We start from the raw sequence: 21,270 nt of genomic DNA on the forward strand, positions 1-21,270 counted from the left end.
TCTTCCAGGCAGGTCTGCGCTCACCACTCACTTCCCCGTCGGAGCAACGCTCCGGTCGATTGGATCATTCTTGGTGCAAGTTGCGGAACCAGCACCGCTTTGGCCTCGGCTTTGCTGATCCTTGGCGCAATCCATCTGCCCTTCACTTTCAGACTGCAGCGCCTCGTTACCAGCGCCAGTCACAGCTCCCCCAATCTCGTTCTGCCCGGGCAAGGCATCGCCTGCGTCCAGCGGGCCGAAGCTGTCCAGGCCGAGATCCTCGTTACCGGCTCCCGTCACCGGCTCCTCGACCATTGGGAAGAACGGCGAACCCGCCAAGCTGATGAGGCGATTGAAACCGACCCCGGACGGGCGGGTAAGGCTGGCTTCCGACGCATCTTCCTCCCTGAGCCGCTCGATGATCTCTCTTGCCGACACGAACGGGCTTTCCTGGAATACCTCGCCGCATGATCCGCCGCTGACCAGGCAACCGTTGACCGTCGATCCCTGCGCGAACTGGAACCCGGCGCCTTGCAGGCCTTCAGTGCGTATGGCCGGGATCAAGTCCTTGCCGAGAACGAAGCCGCCCTGGCCATTGTCCTGGCGTCCGTTGATGATCACCTCGACGGGGGTGGTGCCGAGTGACGCGAGCGTGATCCCGCCCGCTCCCGCCGACATGCCCGCGCGCTCGTTCGGCCTGCGCGGCGTGTTGGCGCCGCTATTCTGGACGAAGATACGATCCGCCGCAGCCAGCCGGATCGAGCCGGCCCGGAGGAAGCCGCCATTGTCCACGCCCGCATCGTTGGTGCCGAGCCGTTCGTCGCGCGATCGGACATCGGTGGCGGTGGCAAGGTCGGCGAGGGCGCCTCGACCCGCAACGATGATGCTGCGGCCGTCTATCTCCAGGCGCCCGCCTGGCGCCGCGCCCTGTCCGGTCACGGCGATCCCCGCACCCGCATTATCGGCGAAGAAGGTTCGACCGGAGGAGATGCGGAGCAGGTTCGTGTCGCCCGCATTCTCGAAGGACAGCCTGCCGATCATCTCGACGTCGCCGCTGCTTGCAAGCGTCAGGCTGTTGCCGACGTTGAACGACGTGCCACTCGCGGCTCCGCGCACGGTCAGTGCGTCGATCTGCATGGTGGCATTCTCACCCTGGCCGCTGATCCGGACGTCGCGCGCGGTGAGTCGGGCGAATTCTGCATTATCGAGCCGGTAGCCTGCACCCTGCGCCGTGCCGCCGATGACGATTGGGACATTGCCGCCATTGGCGCTGATCTGAAGGCTTTGCGTGCGCGCCGCCGTGCCGACCTGTGCCGAACTGCCGATCTCGATATCCCGCGAGGAGAAGCTCAGCTGAGCCCCGTTCACGGCGCCGGCGATCGAGAGTGCGCCGCCCGAGCTCCCATTGACTGCGCTGCTCGCGTCGGCCGTATCGATCGCGAGGTTGCCGCCGCTCGCAAGCGCGACATTCCCGGCGCTCGCGGTGGCGCTCCGGACGGCGAGCGCGCCGATCGCATTCAGCGTGACTGCCCGGCCCGATGCTTCGACCGGCCGAGCCGATCGCAGGTCCTGCGATACCAGCACCGCTCCGTTCAGGGCTCGCAAGCTCACCCCGCCCGCCGAGTTGATCGTGGCGGCGGTGACTCCGCCGGCTGCGGCGACAATCACCGACGCTCCATTGTTGCCGTCGTCCGGGGCTCGGCCCGTCGTGGTGAGCGAACCAAAGGTCGCCGTTCCGGCCGCCGTCACATCCACGTCGTCGCCTGCCACCGCCGAAGCTAGCGCGACAGTGCCGCCGGAAGACAGGCGAACGTCCGTGCCGGCGGTCAAAGCCGCTCCGCTGACCGCGCCGCCGGCGCGAAGATCGATGCCTTGCCCGGCAGTGGCGTCGATCAGCGTCATGCCGGTCGCGGCGTCGGCGAGGATCGAGTCACCAGCCGTCAGTGATTGCGTGCTGGCGATGCCGCCCTGACGGCTGGCAAGCTGGATGACGTCCGCGGCCGTGCCGGTGGCGAGCTGAACCGAGCCGGTTGCGTTGATCCGGATGTTGCTGCCGTCCGGTCCGGCCAGCCTGGTGATCCCGCCGCCGGCCACATCGCCCACATCCGGGCCGAGCCCGGTCGTCACGACGTTGGTCGCGGCGAAGCTGCCACCGGCCTGCGCTTCGAAATCGTCGCCGGCGCGCGCCGTGCCCACCGCGATATCGCCGCGCGCGTCGAGCAGAATATCTCGACCCGCAATGCCGTCCGCCAGCGCGAGCCGGCCGCCGCTCAGCGCGATGTCGGTTCGCGCCGTCGCGCCCTGAACGGTGACGTCTCCCGACATGGCGGAAAGCGCGATCCCGCCGGCTGAGGTGAGCGTGGTCGCGACGATGCTCGCCCCGACACCCGTGATATCGCCCGCGTCGACCGGACCGAGCCGGATTGCGCCCGCCGTGGCGAGATCGAGCACAGAAGGCGTCTTGACGCTGCCGAAGTCGATAGAAGTGCCGCTCGCGAGGATCTCGGCGCCGGTTTCTATCGAGTCCGCCTGAAGCCCGGCTCCGGCGGTCAGCACCAGGCCGTTGCCGGCCTTCAGCGCACCCGCGTCGATCGCCCCGTCCGAGCCGAGTGTGATTGCCCCGCCCGCGGTGACGGACGCAAGGTTGAGATCGAACGCGGAGTCGACCAAGACGTCGCCGCCGACTTCGATCAGGTTGGAAGCGGGAACCTGCGGCGCCCCCAGACGCAGAATGCCGCCTTGCGCGGAAACGAGCCGCAGGCCGCCAGGTGTGGCGGCGGTGCCGAAGCTGATGTTGCCGACGGCGGCGATGCGGATGTTCGCGCCATCACTCTCGTTGTCGACGCCGGTGCCCGGCGCCGCGGCCGCGCCGACCAGCGCCGTCGTTCCGGCGGTGACGCTGATGTCGTCGCCGGCCCGGGCCTGTTGCACCGTCACCGATCCGGTGGCGCCGAGCGTGACGTCACCCCGTGTCGCCAACGCCGAGCCGAACGCGATATCGGCCGCTTGTACGAGCAGGCCTCCAGCGGCGTCTGCTGTCGCAACCGCGGCAAGGCCGTCAACCGAAATCCGGATATTGCTGCCGTTACGTGGCCCGGTCGGCTCTTCGCCAAGGCCGGTGGTCGCCAGGCGATCGGCGCTCAGCGAGCGGGCCTGCACGATGAGATCGTCACCCGCTTCAACGGATCCGATTTGCAGTGCGCCGCCGCTCAGCAGGATGTCCGTTCCCGCCGCCGCCCGAGCCAGCCTCAGGCCCGTGCCGGCCTGGAGCGTGATGGCGCCGGTAGCGGTCGCGTCCTGTACATCGATAGCGCCACCGGCCGAACCGCCGATCGCGCCGGCGCGGATCGTGCCGACATCGAGATTGCGGCCAGCGGCGAAACGCGCCTCGCCGCCGGCTCTGGCAGCGAGGAGGCTCACGTCGCCGCTTGCCCCGACCGAGAGGTCGCGGCCCGCGACCAGGCTTCCTGCCTCGGCCGCCCCGTTCAGCGCCTGGATCGAGATGCCGCCGCCGGCGGTGAGATCGCCGGTGCCGATGTTGCCGCTTTGCGCGAGCAGGCTGATCGAGCCGGTCGCCTCGCCGAAGCCGAGCTCGATTCCTCCGTTGCCGCCTTCGATGTCGATCGACGCGCCACGCGCATTGACGAGCGACACGCCGTCAGCCGCAGTCAGATCGATCGCCCCGCCGGACGTGAACGAATTCCCGCTGATCGCCCCGTTCCTGGCGCTGAGCACCAGATCGGCAGTCGTAGACACGTCGGTCAGTGCGAGGTCGGCACCGGCCAGCGCGCCCAGCTGGCGAGCGGTGAGGGCGCCGCCGCTCAGGATCGACCCTGCATTGGCGGTCAGGTCGATGCGGCCGTTGGCTTGCCCGGTCTCGAGCCGGATGTCGCCGCTGTTGGAGACGATGCTGAGGTTCGCGGCCGACCGCGCGTTGCCGACCAGCGCATTGCCTTCCGCGCCGATGGAGATGTTGCTGCCGTCGCCGGGACCACTCTCACCCGCGTCATCGCCGAGCCCGGTGGTGACCAGGTTCTGGAGCATCGCAATGCCGCCGGAGCGGACGGAGAGGTCGTCGCCGGCCTGCGCCGAGCCGAGCGTGACGTCGCCAGAGGCGCGAACCGACAGGTCCCGCCCCGCCATCAGGCTGGTGGCGGCGACCGGGCCGTCCAGCGCCTGCAGAGCGATGTCGCTCGCAGCCGTAAGCGTGCCGGCGCTTACTGGGCCCGTCTGAGCGAACAGGCTGATGAAGTCGCCGGATTGCGCGGAGCCGATCGACACGCCTCCTGCGCCTGCGGTCAGCGAGACCGAGCCGCCTGCATCGGCGCTCAGAAGCGACACGCCGCTCCCGCCGGAGAGATCGATGACGCCGCCCGAAACGAAGTCGCCGCCGCTGATGCGCCCGTCGCGCGCCGACAGGATCAAATCCTCGACGGTGGTCACGTCGTTGACGGCGATGTCGCCGGCGACCGTCACGCCGAGGCTGCGGGCCGTGAGCAGAGTCTCGCTCAGCACCGAGCCCGCACTCGAACTCAGCGAAATCGCGTCGGCCGCATCGCCGTTGTCGAGCCGTACGTCGCTGAGGGCGGAGACCAGGATGTTGCTGCCATCACCGGCGCCGTAGCCCGTCTCGCCGGCATCTTCACCAAGACCGGTCGTGACGACCCGGCCCGCGGTGAACGCCCCATTCTCGCTCTCCGCGACGAAGTCGTCGCCGGCCTGCGCGAAGGTGAGGCTAATCCCTTCCGCGCCGTCGAGGAGGATATCGCGACCCGCAGCGATGCTGCCGACCTGAGTGATTGGCCCTTCGATAAAGATGTCCAGCGCGGCGCTGCCGGTGCCGAGGTTTGCCATGGTGCCCGCTGACAGCGTGAGCGAGCCGCCTGCGCTCGCGGTGGCGATGTCGATCGAACCTTCTTCGGATTCGGCGAAGAGACTTCCGCCCGCGTCGCCATTGCCGAGAGTAATCGCGCCGTTCGCGAACAGGGCAATGTCGCCCTGCGCTGTCGCTGCGGCGAGCGTGATCGCTTCGGACGCTGCGAGGTCAATGCCGCCGCCGCTGGTGAAGCTGCCGCCGGAGATCAGGCCGCCGGTCGCGAAAAGGACGAGCGACTCCGCGACGATGACGTCGTTGAGCGCAATGTCCGCCGCCGCCGAAGCCGAAAGGCTGTCCGCGCGCAACAGTCCGTCGCTCAGCACCGAAGCCGCGTTGGAGCGCAGGATGATGCCGCTCGCAGCGTCGCCATTGTCGAGCCGGGCGTCGCCGGCCGCGGTGACGCGGATGTTGCTGCCATCGCCCGGGATCGGACCGTAGCCGGTCTCGATCGCGTCTTCGCCCAGCCCGGTGGTGACGACCGTCCCGATCGACGCCGTTCCATTGCTGCTCCGCGCGACGAAATCGTCGCCGGCTTGCGCAGTCGTGACGGTGATCGCGTCACTCGCCAGCAGCCGGATATCCCGTCCCGCCGTGCCGTTCGCAAGCGCGATGCTTTGTGCGTTGACGGCAAGATCGCGCCCGGCGTTCGCCGTCCCGAGGTCGGCCAGGCCGCCGCTCGACACAAGGATGTCGCTTCCCGAGGTGAGCGATTCGCCGGCGACCGCACCGTCGCCGAGCAGGTTGATAAAGCTACCCGCCATGACGGTGTCGACATCGAGCACGCCGTCGGACGAGAGCGTAACGCTGCCGCCAGCCTCGACGCCGGCAAGCGTGAGGTCCACTGCCGAACTCACGAAAATGTCGCCGCCCGCGTCGATCAAGCTCGGAGTCTCGCCGCCCGGATCGGCAAGCCGCCCGATGCCCCCCGCGTTCGAGACCAGCCGCAGGTCGCCGATCGTGTCGGCGCTGCCGAACGTCAGGTTTCCGTTCGCCTCGACGCTGACATTGAAGCCGTCGCCTTCGCCGTCGCTGCCGCCGCCAAGCGCATTGGCCTGCCCGACCACGGCCGCTCCGCCCGCGAAGATCGTGACGTCGTTGCCAGCATTCGCTTCACCGATCGTGACATCGCCGATGCCGTCGATGTCCACGTCGCCGTTTGCCGTCGCGCTTCCGATGTCGATCGTGGCGCCATCGGCGCGGAAGCCGCCGCCGGCATCGGCGGAGGCGAGGGTGATCGCATTGCTCGCGTCGAGCAGAATATCGCCGTCGCTGACGAAATCGCGACCGGAGACCGACCCTGCGCTGGTCGAAAGCACCAGGCTTTGCGTCACGTCGACGTCGTTGAGCGCGATGTCGCTCGCGGCGCGCGCGTCGAGCCGGTCCGCGGTGATCAGTCCGGCGCTGTCGATCCGATCATTCGCCGTGAGGCTCACCAGATCGACCGCCGCGCCATTGTCGAGCCGAATCGCGCCCGCGGAATCGACGATGATGTTGCTGCCGTCGCCAGAACCGTAGCCACTTTCGCTCAGGTCCTCGCCAAGCCCGTCCGTGACGATCGAGCCGCCGGTGAACGATCCGTCGCTGCTCCGCGCGACGAAGTCGTCGCCGGCCTGCGCCGTCGTGACCGTGATCGCGCCGCTCGCCAGCAGCCGGACGTCACGTCCCGCCGTGCCGTTTTCAAGCGTGATGCTTTGTGCGTCGACGAGGAGATCGCGCCCGGCGTTCGCGGTCCCGAGATTGGCGAGGCCGCCGCTCGTCACGGTGATGTCGGTTGCAGAGCCAAGCGATGCTGCGGCTACAGCGCCGCTGCCGGACAGGTTGATGAAGCTGCCTGCCACGACGCCCTCGACATCGATCTTGCCGCTCGCGCCCGCTTCGCTGGAAGCGGAGACCCGGACGAAGTCTGCGGCGATGAGATTGCCGCCGCTGAAGCTGCCGGCCGCTACGTCGATGAAGGCCGCCGAGTCCGCGCTCCGGATCGTGGCCTCACCGCCGACGGACACTGAGATACCGCTTGGGGTTTCGCCGTCCGCCGCATTGGTGGTCGTCAGCTGGCCAAGATCGGCGCTCGCACCCTCCACGAAGATGCTGTCGCCGGCGGTCGCGACACCGGTCAGCGCCACGGCGTTCCCGGACAGGCTGATCTGGAGATCGGCTCGAGCGTCGGAAAGCATGATATCGCCGCCCGCGTCGACCGCGAGGTCCCCGCCCGCCGAGAGCAGGCCGCTGGCGACGATAGCGCCGTCTGCCAGAAGAGCGATGTCGCCCACGGCCGCTGCGTTTGCGAACGCAATGCTTCCGCCGTTCGCGTCGAGATTGCCGCCCGTGGAGAGCAATCCGGAACTGGAGATGCTGCCGTCGGCGAGAAGGGCGAGATCACCGCCCGCACTCGCATCCGTCAGCGCGATCGCTCCGCCGTTGACGTCCAGGTCCACGCCCGCAGTCAGCGTCCCGGAACTGGAGACATTTCCGTTCGCAAGCAACGCGATATCGCCGGCCGCACTCGCGTCGTTCAGCGCGATCGACTCGCCGTTGATGTCCAGGTCGACGCCCGCGGTGAGCGTCCCGGAACTGGATATGTCTCCGTCCGCCAGCAACGCGATATCGACGCCTGCATTCGCGTCGGCGAGCGCGATCGTTCCGCCGTTGACGGCCAGGTCAAAGTCGGCAGTGAGCGTACCGGAACTGGAGATATCCCCGGTCGCGAGCAGCGCAATATCGCCACCCGCCCGGGCGGTCGTGAGCGCAATTTCGTTGCCCGCCAAGGCCGCAAGATCGCGGCCCGCGAGGAGCGCACCGGTGCTCGATACATCTCCCTGCTCGGCCGTGAGCGCGATGTCGATCGCAACGTCCGCGTCGGCGATATCGATCGAGCCGGTTGCTTCGACGATCAGGTTGGAGCCATCCTCCTCCTCATCTTCGCCAAAGCCGTCCGTCTCGGCCGCGCCGATGCTGACCAGCGCGGCATTGATGCGGATGTCGTCGCCTGCCCGGATTGTAGCGAGGTCCGCGCTGCCGGCCGCCTGAATGGTGAGGTCCCGGCCGGCATCGAGCGTGCCGCTGCTGGTGACGCCGGCAGCACTGGAGGTGAGGGTGATGTCATCCGCCGCGTCGGCGTCCTTGATCGCTACATCGCCGGCGGCGAGGACGATGATGTTGCTGCCGTCGCCCGGCCCGGGGCCGTAGCCGGTTTCGGTGATGTCCTCGCCAAGACCGGTGGTCGATAGCGTCTCGGCGTCGACGGCGCCGCCCGCGACAATGTTCAGATCGTCACCGGCTTGGGCGAAAGCGACATCGATGTCGCCGGTCGCATCCAGGCTGATGTCACGGCCTGCCGTGCCGCTGGCGAGGGCGATGTTGTCCGCCTCGACACTCAGGTCGCGGGTTGCCGCCGCACTTCCCAAGTCGGCGGTCCCGGATGAACTCACGACAATGTCGGTTTCGGAATTCAGCGCGCCCGCGAAGATTTCGCCCTCGGCGAGGAGGCTGATCGAGCCACCAGCCTCAACGCTGTCGACGTCGATCGCGCCACTGCCGCCAGACTCGCTGGAAGTGGAGATCCGTGCGAAATCGGCCGCGGTCAGGGCGCCGCCGCTGAAGCTGCCGGCGGCTATGTCGATGAAGGTTGCAGAATCCGCGCTGCGGATCGAGGCCGCTCCACCGACGAACACCGATATGCCGCTCGCGCCGTCAACATTGGTGTTGGTGGTCGTGAGATCGCCGAGAGTTGCGCTGTCGCCCTCGACAAGGATGCTGTCGCCTGCGCTTCCGGAGCCGCTAAGCGCGATCGCGTTGCCGGAAAGCGCGATGTCGCTGCCGGCCGACGCGTTGACCAGCCCGATATTCCCGCCGGCCGAGACGAGCACATCGCCGCCCGCGGCGAGCGTGCCGGACGAGGTGACATTGCCTTCCGTCGAGGTCAGGCGAATGTCGTTCGCGATATCGGCGTCGGCCACCGAGATTGCGCCCGTCGTCTCGACGATCAGTTTAGAGCCTGGGTTGTCTTCCTCGGCCTCTTCGGTGCCGCTCGCATCGGTAACCGCGAAGCCGATCGATGCGGAGCTGGCGGTGATGAGGATGTCGTCGCCTGCGCTGAGCCGGCCCAGCGTGACATCGTTGATGGCCTCCACGATCAGGTCGTCGCGCGCGGCCAGGCCGGCGCTGTCGCCCCGAACGCTGTCGGCGGACACGAAGGTGGATTTCGCGTTGACGAGCGGCGTCTCGACGCCAGCGTCTTGAGCAAGAAAGAGCGCCTGCCCGGCGAAAATGTCGAATCGGCCGCCGACCTCCATCCGTCCATCGCCGACTCCGGTCAACGACGCGTCGAGCTCAGTGGAGATGTCTACATCCCCGGTCACCCGGATCGGGCCGTTGGCTGTCGTGAGTTCGAATCCAAGTTGACCGACGTCGCCTCCGCCGAACGCGGTGGCGCTCAACTGGCCGAACTCGATCGATCCGCCCGCCGCCTGCCCCGTTTCGACGATGCGAACCAAGCCGGCAAAGGAGCTGCCCGCGCCCGCCATTCCAAAACCCGACCCAAGCAGGTTCACCGAGCCCGCATTTAGCGTTCCGGCAGAGCCGCCGGACGAGTCGCCAACCGTGATCTCGACCAGCCCGCCGGTCCCGGAGCCACCAAGTCCGTCTGTCCCTGATGAGCCGCCCTGGCCGGCGGCGCCGACCTGAAGGATATTGGGGCTGACGATGGTTCCGCCGGCGATAATGACACTTGCCATTCCGCCAAAGCCGTCGCCGCCATCGCCGACCGACTCGGCTGCCAAGCCGCCATCGCCGCCCTTGCCGACCGAGACGATCCTGATGCCGTCGCCGGGTTCGCTGCCCGCCTCGGTCCGGCCGCTGCCGCTGGTGCCTATCGCCGCATCGCCGCCCGTGCCGTCCCCCCCAGCGCCGGCGCCCGTGCCGTTGCCGCTGAACCCGCCAACTCCGCCTTCGCCGGTCGCCTGGATAGAGAAGGCGCCTGCGGTAAGCCTGGCGCTGCCGTCGGCGCTCGCCTCCGCGCTGCCGCCGATTCCCTCGCCGCCGTCGCCGCCAATGCCGTCGGTCGAACCGCCGCCAGCGCCGCCCGTGCCATTCGCGGAAATGCTGAGCTCGTCCCCGAAATTCGTCCTGCCGACGGCGCTTGCGAGGACGATGTCACCGCCAAAGCCGTCTCCGCCGTCGCCTCCATCGGCCGCATCGCCGCCGAAGCCCGGCTCGCCATAGCCGACTTCAAAACCGCTGCCCCCGTCTCCTCCAGTCGCATTCGCGTCGAGCGTCAGCCCCGTAATGCCGAACTCTGCGGGTGCGAAGGTAGGCCCGAATCGGACATCAATTGCGCCGCCGACTGCCTCGCCGCCCGTTCCGGACGGGCCGGGCGTGACGATCCCGGCGCCGCCGCCGCCGCCGGTGCCGCCGACGGCGCCCGCGGTCACCTGGAAGAGCGGGCTCTGCTGCGCGATCGTGCTCGTCCCGGCGAACTCGACCTCGATCGTTCCGCCGACACCGCCGCCGCCATCGCCGCCGTCACCAGCGACAAAGCCTGAACCGCCACGAGCGCCGCTGCCGCCAGCGCCGACTGCGCTGAGGAGAGCAGGGCCGAAGTTCAGCGCTGCGCCGCCCGTGGCGATGAATTCGATCGTCCCGCCAGTGCCGTCGCCGCCTGAGCCGCCTGAGCCTGCTGTTTCGTTATCGCCCTGCTGGTCGCCGCCGGAGCCGCCCTGGCCGCCAACGCCGTCCGCAAGGAAGTTCGGCCCCGTGATAAACGTCGCCTCGCCGCCTTCGGTCTCGAAGGTGAAGCGCGACGCGATCGTGAGCGTTCCGTCGCCGCTCTCGACCGAGATGCTGCCGCCGACGCCGTCGCCGCCTGAACCGCCGTCGCCGGCCGGTCCGCCGGCGCCGCCATTGCCGCCATTGCCACCGGATCCGGACGCATCGAAGTCGGTGCCACCGATCGTGACCGTACCGCCTTCGATGACGCCGAGCGCGATTGAACCGCCTCCGCTGACGCCGAGCGTGAGCGTGCCGCCGATACCGGCGCCGCCCGCCCCGCCGAAATCCCCATTGCCGCCGTCCGAGACCCCGTTGCCGCCTCCGCCCGAGCCGCCGAGCCCGGCGGAGGTCATCCCGAACCGCTTGATCGACACCTCGCCGCCGGTCGACAGCAACGACGTTTCGCCGCCAATACCATCGCCGCCGGCGCCGCCGCTCTCGCCCGTGCCGCTGGTCGTGTCACCGCCGTCGCCGCCGACGCCGCGCGCGTCGAGTCTGAGGCTCGTGATCTCGCTGGTGCCGCTGCGAAACTCGATCGAAGCAGAACCGCCGACGCCGTCACCGCCGTCCGCGCCTGGGCCTTCGGCGTCGTTTCGACCGCGGATGCCGCGACCTGTCGCCAGGATGTTGATCGCTTCGGTGGTGATCGCGCCATCGATCAGGACCGTCGCTTCGCCGCCGGTCCCGTCGCCGCCTTCGCCCGTTGGTTCGCCTTCTTCGCCGAAAAACCCGCTTTCGCCGCTGACGTCGATCCCGATCGAAAATGCCGCCAGGCTGCCGCCGATTCCGTTCAGCGATGTGACGGCGAGGTCGGCGGTGCCGCCGGTTCCGCTGCCGTTGCGCCGAAGGCTCTCGCCGCCGCGCCCGCGCGCATGAAGCAGGAGGGAGTTGCTCACCTCTACATTGCCGCCGCCGACCGTCAGCTTGACATCGCCGCCCAGAGCGTCGCCACCCTGATTGACCCCGAACCCGCCCGACGCGCCGGCCTCAAGCCTGAGTTCGCCCAGGACGACGAGATCGCCGCCAAGCGCTTCCACTTCGGCGCTGCCGCCGGTCGCCGCGCCGCCGGCGTCCGAACTCTCGCCACCGATTGCAGCCGCGTAGACCTCGACATCGTCGTTGAAGGTCATCGACGCGCCATTGCTGCGGATCGCCGCATCCCCGCCAGTCGCGGCGCCGCCCGGGCCAGTCGCGCCGCCCCCAGACGCGCCCGCATCCACGCTGGTCAGGCCGTTGACGGTCACCACGCCGCCGGTGGCTGCGAACAGGGCTGTTCCGCCCGTTCCGGCGCCGCCGTCCGAACCCGGATTGCCGCTCTCCAGGTCCGATCCGCCATCCCCGCCTCGACCGCTGGCGATGACAGCCGTGCTACCCAGGCTGACCGTGCCGGCCTCGGTCGTCACACTCGCCGTGCCGCCCGTCCCGTTGCCGCCCGCACCCGGCGTCTGCGCGCTGCCGCCATCGCCGCCCGTGCCCTGCGCGTCGACTGACAAGCCCTCGGAGATGCTGCTCGTCCCGCTCTTGAACAGCACGGTCGCGGTGCCGCCGGTGCCGTCGCTGCCGGAGGTGGCGGTCCCGCCCTCGTTGAAATCATCGGTCCCTTCGCCGCCCGTGCCCGAGACGTCGACATCGAGCGTCGGAATGGTGAGATCGCCCTCGATCGACACCAAAGCCGTCCCGCCCGTGCCATCGCCGCCGGTCGCGGGTTGCACGGCCAGGAACGAAGTCAGCGGCGGACCGCCACCGCCCCCGCGCGCCGCGAGGCTGATCCCGGCCAGAGCAGTGATCGTCCCCGCGACCGCGCCGATGCGCGTCGCGACGAGCGAGGCCGTCCCGCCCGTTCCGTCGCCCGCATTGTCGCCGGTGCCGCCGGTCCCGTTGGCATGAATCGAAGCGCCCGCGTCGAACAGGATCGTCGCCGCGCTTGCCGTGACCGAGGCCGATCCGCCGGTGCCGGAGCCGCCCGCGCCGTCGCTGGCGAACGCGCTGCCGCCGTGGCCGTCGGCGTCGAGCTCGGTCGCGCCTACCTTGAGCGTTGCCCCGCCGCTGCTGCTCAGCGCCGCGCTTCCGCCTTGACCGGCGCCGCCGGCCGGTCCGCCAGCGCCGCCGAAGCCGGCCGCGAGCAGGTCGACGCGCTGGTTGGCGGTGATCGACCCGCCCGCCGCCTCGATCGAGATCGAGCCGCCGCGGCCCTCGCCGCCGGATGCTTCGTCGCCGTTGTTGCCGCCATAGCCCTGGGCGACGACGTAGATCGCGCTGCCCCGCGGCGTGGTGGCGGTGATGGTGCCGCCGTTCGCGGCCCGCAGCAACACGGTGCCGCCCCGGCCGGTCCCACCGTCGCTGCCCGATGCGTCGGCGGTGATCAGTAATTCGTCGCCGCTGAACGCAATATCGCCGTTGTCGGCTTCGATCGTGACGCTCCCCGCGGCGGCGTCGTGGCCGCTGGCCGAGACGTTCGATTGGAATTGACCGATGGGTCCGATCGTGACGGACCCGCCGTCGCTGGCGCGGACGAGGGATTGGCCGCCGGTGCCGGTGTCACCGGCGCTGCCGACCGCGTCGTGCAGATAGCCGCTGAGGGCGATGGTGCCGCCGATCGCTTCGAAAGAGGTGGCCCCGCCCTTCGCGTCGCCGCCGGAGAAGGTGACCGCATTGGCGGTCAGCACGGAGGTGGGATTGCTTTCGTCACGTCCTCCGATGATCCCGCCATTGATGGCGCGCAGCGACGCCGTCCCGCCCTGCGCGACCAGCCCCGCCCCCTGGGCCATCGGCCCGGCATAGCCGTCGGCGCCCGCGTCGATCGAGCCGGTGCTGGTGATCGTTCCGTCATCGGCTTCGATCGTCGTCGTCCCGCCGAAGCCGCGCCCGCCGCTGAAGCCGTAGCCGCTCGCGTCCACGTAAATCTGGGGGCCACCGTCAATCTCGCCGCCGTCTGCGGCCCGGACCGTCGCGGTGCCGCCGGTCACGTCGAGGGCGTTGCCGGTGCGCTGGTTGATCGCGAACGCCTCGGCTATGATCGAGTCGCCGGCCTTGATCGTCCCTCCGAGCGCTTCCACCAGAGCGGTGCCGCCGGTCAGGTTCGACTGCCGGCTGGTCGAGGCGGCCCGGCTTTCGACGCTTGCCTCGACGTTGATCCGGCCACCGACATCGACCGTTCCGCCGCTCAAGCTGTGGAGGCCGGCGGTGCCGCCGGTCGCCGCACCAGTGACCGGTCCGCCGCCGCCTAGCGCCGTTGCCGATATCCGCAGGTCAGCCGCGATATCAAGCGTGGCGCCAGAAACGCTGACGTCGGCGGTGCCCCCCCGGCCGCTGCCGCCATTGCCGTCGGTCGCGCCGTTTCCGCCTGTCCCATCCGCGCGCGCGGTCAGCCCCTGCGCGACGCGGATCGTGCCCGTCCGCGCCGTCACGAAAATTCGGCCGCCTGCGCCGTCGCCGGCCTCGAAGCCGTTACCGGCGATGCCGTCGGCTGCCAGCTCGAGCTCGCCGTAGCCGAAGTCGAGCGACCCCTCGGTCGCCTCGATCCGCACCGTTCCGCCGACCGCATTGCCGCCTCGCTCGGAGCCGTCCCCGGCCTGCGCGGATGCAGACAGGGTCGTGCGTCCGTCAAATTCGATATCGCCGCCGTCGGCGACGATCTCGGCGAGGCCGCTATTGATAATGTCGAGCGCTACCGAGCCGTCGCTCGCGACCGCCCTGGCGTCCGCCATAATCGAAGTGTCGCCCGCGATCCGGATCAGCGATCCGTCCCGCGCGACGAGGCTGCCGGTTCCGGCGCTTGAGTCGACGCCCGACGCGTCAAGAGTCAGATCGCCGCCGACCGAGACGATCGCGTCCGAAGCTTCCAGCCGCGCTTCATCAACGCCAACCAGAGTCGCCGACCCGGCGAAGACAAGGTCAGCAATCCTGATTCCGTCATCAAAGGTGCCGGTATTGGTCGCGCGCGCGGTGACGCCCCCGGTTGCGCGGGCAACGAGGTCGCTCTCGAATACGGTTCGGCTGGGCTCGTCCGACGAACCGTTGTTGATCCGGATATCGACGCGGCCTTCAGCGCCGCTCGCCTGGTCGATCGCGCCGTCGGCGATGTCGTAACCACCCGACAGGATGATCCGCCTTTCGGAAAAGCCCGTGCCGTCACCCGCCTCGTATTGGATAGCGCCCGACACCAGCATCGTGGCGTTATTGTCCTGTGGCGCCGCGACCAGCAGCGCGCGGCGCGGATCGCCGGTCGGCCCGTAACCGCTCTCGTCGCGCTGGTTGAGCAACGTGGTCGAGCCGTCATGAACGAGCGCGGCGTCCGCGGCCTCGGTGCCGTTGACCCCGCTGCCGCGGTTAATGGCAATGTCTAGTAGCGGCGCGCCCAGGCTCAGGGTGGCAGCTTCGGCAGCGACATAGGCGGCGGAGCCATCGACGCGGACTTCGCCCGACTGCCGCACGCGTGGCGCGACCAGAGCGACATAGGCGTTGAGCGACAATGCCTCCATCAGCGCACCCGGCGCAATCTCGATCGCCGCTCCACTATCGGCGCGCGCGAAGGAATAGGTTGAATCGGTGCCGAGGAAGTCCTCGTCTTCAATGTTGCCGCCGCTGAGCAGCAAGCTGCCGACGTTGATCCGCGCCGTGCTCCCGACCAGGATTCCGCTCGGACTGTAGAACCAGATTTTGCCTTGGCCGGCGGCCCTGCCGACGAAACTGTCGATCCGCCCGTTGAGCTGGATCGCCTGGCTCATGTCGGTCGGCAACACGCGGTTGAGAACGATGTAATCGCTACCGCCGCGGAATTCGGCGAAGTTGGCCGCCGGCAGGAAGTCGGTTTCGGCATCGGTCCAGTTGATGATCGCGCGCGGGCTGCTGACGGTGATGAAGCTGTGATCGTCGGTCACGCTCGCGTTGCCGCCAACTACGTTCGGGGTGCCGATGAAGCCCGTGATCTCGCTAGGCGGGGGCGGGGGAGGGGGCGGTGGCGGCGCAAACGCGCACTCGCCGTCAAGCGTGCAGCCGTTGATTGTGGAGCCCTCGGCGATGTTCGCCGGCGTTCCGTCGTCGCCGGTGAACACGACCTCGTCCAACATTTCGGCGCCAGTCACGAAGCCGCCCGATCCATCCTCCGCGCGGCCGTTGATGATCACCTCGACCGGCTCGTCGAAACTTTCGGTGACGATCGTCATCGTGCTCGGACCGACCGTGAAGCCGGCGCGGTCGTCGGGATTGTCACTGTTGACGCCGCTATTCTGGACGTAAACGCGCTGCGATCCGCTCAGCGTGATGTCGGCCGCGCGAAGGTTGCCTTCCGGATTGAAACTCCCGTCGTTGATGCCGAGCCGGTCGCTGCGCGCCTGGACGGTGTCGAGCACCGCCAGGTCGGCGATCGCCGCCTCGCTCGCGACCAGGATCGACGGCGCATCGAAGCCGATCGAGCCGAGCAGATTTCCGTCGAGGTCGGTGTAAGTCGAGATACTGGTGCCGAACACCCGGATCGCATCGCTGGCGCTGACGTTGAGGGTGCCGGTCCGCAGCCCGACGATGCTCTGGTCGGCTCCCTCGAAATTCCTGAAAATGGCGTCGCCGCCAACCAGGATCGTGGTGTTGTCAGCGACGCGGAGCGCATCGGGCGCGTCGCTCGACAGCAAGAACGTGGCCGCGCCCGGCTCTGACGGCGCTCCCAATGCCGTGACCAGCAGATTGGCGGGCAGGTCGTCGAGCGCATCTCCGATCCGGACTCGGCCGGTCCCGAACAGTGAAAAATGCACGATGCCTGCGGTGCCGACGCCTTCATCGCGCGTCGTGCCGTCCGCGCGAAGCGTGACGTCGCCCGCAACGTCGATGCTGCTGGTCGTGACGAAGACGATACCGCCGCCCGCGGCCCCGGCGCCAGTGCCGGACACGTCGATCGTGGCTGGGCCGCTGATCGTGATCGGCGCATCATTCTCGATTTGCGCCAGGCCGCCTTTGCCTTCGCCGCTCGTGCCGGAGCCGACAACGCCCTGGTTGTCGATGTCGAGGGCCCCCACCGCGATCGAGCCGTCCCGCGCCCGCACGAAGCTCTGGCCGCCAAAGCCGTCGCCTGCCGGTCCTTCGCTGGTGCTGCTACCGCCGGTTCCGACGCCCGAGAGGACCAGGCCGCTCTCGCTGGCGATGACGCCGCCATCATCGTTGGCCCCGACATCGACTGAGGTTTGCCCGCCGTCGCCCGATCCCCCGGACTCGCCGTCGCCGCCGGTCGCGTCGGCCCGCAGGATCAAGCCGCCGCCGTCGGCGTTGGTCGACCGGACCGAGCCGCCGCTCGCCTTGATCTGGGCCCGTCCGCCGAACGCTTCGCCGCCTTGCGCGACGCCGGCGCCGCCCGTCGCACCCGCAAAGATCGATGTCTCGTTGCCGATCCGGATCAGTCCGTCCAAGCCGGCTTCCAGGGCCGCATCGCCGCCCAGCGCGCTGCCGCCGGAGCGGCCGTTGAGCGTGCCCTGACCACCCTCGGCGCGTGCCGAGACCGTCGCCGAGCCATCGACGAGCAGTGACCCGCCAATCGCGCTGACGGAGGCGAGGCTCTCGTTGCTGGCGCCTTCTTCCTCGCTGAAATCTCCGCCGTTGCCCCCGCTGCCGCCGACGCCGCCAAAGGCGTCCGCGCTTACGGACAGATCGCCGGAAATGACCACCGTGCCGCCGGTCACGTCGACGATCGCGTTGCCGAGGCCGCTCGCATCGCCGCCGAGCGAATCGCCCGCAACGGTCTCCTCGTCAACGATCCTTAAGCCGCCGGCGCCGCCGACCCTGCTGGCGTCGACGGTCAAGCCGCCGAGCTCATTGTTGCCGGAGCTTGCCGTGAATCGGGCTTCGCCGCCGGCCCCGGACCCGCCAGTGCCGGGATTGCCCGTCGGCGCGTTGCCACCGGCGCCGCCGCGGCTGCCGGCGTCGATGGTCGTCACGCCCAGGCTGTTCGCGCCGGCGAGCTCAATCGTCGCCGTGCCGCCACGCCCGGCGCCACCAGCCGTGGCGGGGGTGGGGCCCGTCTCACCGGGGCCGCTGGCGAGGCCGCGTCCGCCGATGCCGGTGGCCGTGACGGCGACATGGTCGCCGAGATCGAGGCCGCCCGTGCTGATGATGCTGGCCGCGCCGCCTGTTCCCGCGCCGCCGTTGCGGCCGACGGCGTTGGCGGACACCAGGGTGGGCCCGCCGATCTCGATCGTTCCCGAGTTTGAATTTGCAATGTTCGCCGCGCCGCCGGTGGCGCTGACGGCATCACGGCCGATCTGGAGCTCGGCACGGGCTTCCGCTTGCACGACCGCACCCTGCACGACCCGGATAGCGCCGCCGTCCGCGACCAGCTCGGCGGCGCGCGTGCTGTTGAAATCGCTCGCGCCAGCGGCATCGGCACGAATGTCGATCGCGCCTTCGATTTCGAGGTCCGAGCCCGCGCGCGCGATCAGGCTGGCGCGCTCGCCCGCGCCGCTTCCAAAGCCCGACGCGTCCAGCGTAAGATCGCCAACCACGCGAACGACCGTATTGGCTCCAGCGTCGAACGTCGCTCCCTGAGCTCCGATCAAGGTCGCCGATCCGCCGAAGAAGAGGTCGGGTAGTCGTCCGTCGTCGTCATCGCTGCTGGTGTCGACCGCCGTGGCGCTGACCGCGCCGGTCGCTTGAGCGACGACGTCGCTTTCAAACCGCGTCCGCTGCGCCTGGCCGTCCACCACCGGATTGAAGATCCGAATGTTGGCGACGTCCTCGGCCGGCGCTGCCTGCGTGATCGCGCCGTTCTCTACATTGTGGCCGCCGGACAGGATGATCTTGTTGTCGACCACCCTGGCGCTGCTGGCCGCCTGGTAGTCGAAACGGCCCGACACCAGCATGGTGATCGCGTCGTTCTTCGGCACTGCGACCATAACGGCGTGGCGCGGCCCGATCGGATCGCCATAGCCGGCTTCGCCGTAACCCGCCTCATTGCTGGTGAGGTTTGTGGTTCCGTCATGCACGAGTGCCGCATCGCCCGCAGTCGTGCCGCCCACGTCGGTGCCGCTTGCCACCTCGATGTTAAACATGCTTCCCGAGATCGTCATGGTGACGTCCTCGGCGGCGACATAGGCGGCCGAGCCGATGGTGGTGATTGTGCCGGACTGGCGCACCCGCGGCGCGATCAGCGCTACGTAGGCGTTATGCGAAAAGGCGCTGATCTGCGCATCCGTTGAGATTTCGATCGCACCGTTGCTGTCGTCGCGGCCGAAGGTGAAGCTGGTATTCCCGTCCAGGAAATCTTCGTCGCCGATATTATTGGCGCTCAGCAACATGCTACCGACATTGATGATCGCCGAACCCCCGACCAGGATGCCGCCCGGCGCGTAGAACCAGACCTGGCCACCCCGCGCACCACTGGCGACGGTGCTGAGCGTGCTGGTGACTATGCCGTTGAGGGCCACGACCCGGCCCGTTGCTGTCGGCAATATGCGATTGAGGACGATATAGTCCTGGCCCGAACGGGCGGTGCTGTTGACGAACTCGGCGCTGCGGCCGCCCGGCAGGAAGTTGATCGCTTCGGTGGTGTCGGTGCGGTTGTCGTTGGGCGTCCAGTTCAGGATCGCGCGGGGGGCCTGGATGGTGACGAGGGTGTTGGTGTCGGTCGCCGCCGGCGGGGTCACTGTCGCTCCCGAACTGCCGGCTCCAACCGTTCCCTGGAAGCCGCCGGGGGCGAGCTGCGGAGGGGCCGATTGCGCCCTGGCGGGCGCGTGCATCGTCAGCGCCGCGATCGCCGCGACCGCGCTGGTCGTCAGGAGCCGGTTGCGGCTGGAGGCGGTTCGTGTCGCGGCGGTGGACATGGGGGTCGTCCTCAGTGGATCAGCGGTTCCACGGCACGAGGCGCGTGGTGAAGGAAAGCAGGAAGCGCGGGTCGCCGCGCTCCTCCTGAAGGCCGGCGCGTTTCAGCGGTACGGCTACGGTGAGATCGACCCGGGCGCGGTCGCCATAGGCGACGCGAACGCCCGCCCCGGCCGAGTAGAGGCTCTCCGTCCCGCGGAGGGCGTCGCGGCGATTGGAAACCCAGGCGGCGTCGAAAAAGGCATAAGGCAGAAAGGCGAAGCTGTCGGGCGATTGCGGCGATCCGGTTTCCACGCGCACTTCGGACTGGAATCCGAAGCCGCTGTCGCCGACCAGGACACCCGGATCATAGCCACGACCGGCCGTGTAATTGCCGGCCGAGAATTCCTCGTAGGCGAACAGCGGATCGTTGCTGAACTGCGCACGCGGCGCGAGCATGAAAGCGATCTTGGGCATCGGCCGGTATTCGGCGATGGCGGAGGCGCGGAGCACCGTGCCCTTGGCCGTGCCCGGCACCCGGCTTGGTTGCACGTCGCAAGTCGCGCACTGCTCCGTGGCATCGAAGATATCGAGCCCCTGGCGCAGCTCGAGCGATCCGCCGAACCGCCAGCGCGGCGCAAAGGCGGTGTAGCCGGGCAGGGCGCCGAGGCTGCCCGGATCGATCGAGTCCAGGTCGATCCTCGCATAAGCGACGCGCAACTTGTCTCGGTTCAGCGTCTCGCCAAGGATGTAGACTTCCTGGTTGACCAGATCGAACCCAAGTGCGCCATACAGATTGACCGCCTGCGAGCGGATGAACGGATAACTGGCCTCCAGCGTGCCGAGCAGCGTGCGCGACTTTATGTCGAGCTCCGGATTGCCGCCGGGCTGCGTCCAGGCGTGCGTGGCGCGGCCGGAGAAGCGAAGACCTTCATCGCCGATCCCGAAATCATGGAACAGCTGGACGACCTGCTGCTCCTCTAAGTCGGCGGTGGCGTAGACGCCCAGTGTGGTGCGGTCGCCGAGGCCGGTGAGCCCATTAAACTGCGCCCGAAGCTGGCCGCCGAACCGCCCCACGTCACGGCCGCCATAATTCTGGGCCGAAAAGTCGACCATCACCGGCTCGTGAACCACCGTGACCTCGCCGATCACCTCGCCCGGTCTGGTTCCGGCAGGGCGGAGCGTCAGGCGAACGTCGTATCCGGGCAAGTCGCGGGCGAGGAGAAGGTAGCGCTCCGCTTCCTGCTCGTTGAACACCGGCATCGCGGTCAGAGTGTTGAGGAAGCCGGCGATGGTACGCTCGGACCGGCCGGCGTCGCCACGCACCTGGACGGACACGATCCGCGCCATCAACACATCGAAGCGGACGATCCCGTTCTCGATCTCCTGCGGCGGCACCTGGACCGCCGCGAGGTAGCCGCGGCGGCGCAGGATCGTCGCCGCGCGGTCGCGGATCTCGCAAACGGTGGCGAGCGGGACGGTTCGCCCGACGAACTCGGCAAAAGCGGGGCGCAACTCAGCAGCCGACAAGCCGCTGAGGCGATCAAACGCCACGTCAGCAAGCGTGAAAGTCACGCCGGAGTAAGAGGGGGCCGCGAGCGGACAGGGAGCACGTTCGATTTCGCCATCGACGCTGAGGCGAGCGGGCGGTCGAACGTTCGTATCTGGATCGGCGCGCAGGATCTCCTCGCGCGTCGGCGCGGCAACGTTCGGAACCGCCTGAGCCGAGACCGGTGAGGCGCCGCCGCCGAAGGCCAATAAGCCCGTTAGTGCATAAGCAAGCGGGCGAGAACGCGCCATCTTGGTCTCCCCGTCTCAGCGGTTTCCCGCATCCCCTAACAAGTTCGGCTCACCGGTCATGCACGTGTCCC

The 21,270-nt window shown here is 68.9% G+C and carries 2 protein-coding genes; both read right to left on the minus strand.

Going from position 1 to position 21,270, the window contains the following annotated elements:
- Nucleotides 1–27 precede the first annotated feature (27 nt).
- A complete protein-coding gene (locus VF631_RS05030) occupies nucleotides 28–19,422 on the minus strand; it encodes a beta strand repeat-containing protein (protein WP_431849184.1) in 19,395 nt (6,464 codons plus the stop codon).
- 19 nt (nucleotides 19,423–19,441) lie between these two features.
- Complete coding sequence (locus tag VF631_RS05035; protein ID WP_431849185.1) at nucleotides 19,442–21,199, minus strand: ShlB/FhaC/HecB family hemolysin secretion/activation protein; 1,758 nt, start codon at nucleotides 21,197–21,199, stop codon at nucleotides 19,442–19,444.
- Nucleotides 21,200–21,270: the final 71 nt, after the last annotated feature.

It is taken from the genome of Allosphingosinicella sp. (genome assembly GCF_036387615.1).
Classification (GTDB): Bacteria; Pseudomonadota; Alphaproteobacteria; order Sphingomonadales; family Sphingomonadaceae; genus Allosphingosinicella.

Excerpts from the sequence above, each read along its gene's own strand:
- VF631_RS05030 (WP_431849184.1), bottom strand. The coding sequence starts at position 19,422 with ATGTCCACCGCCGCGACACGAACCGCCTCCAGCCGCAACCGGCTCCTG.
- VF631_RS05035 (WP_431849185.1), bottom strand. The coding sequence starts at position 21,199 with ATGGCGCGTTCTCGCCCGCTTGCTTATGCACTAACGGGCTTATTGGCC.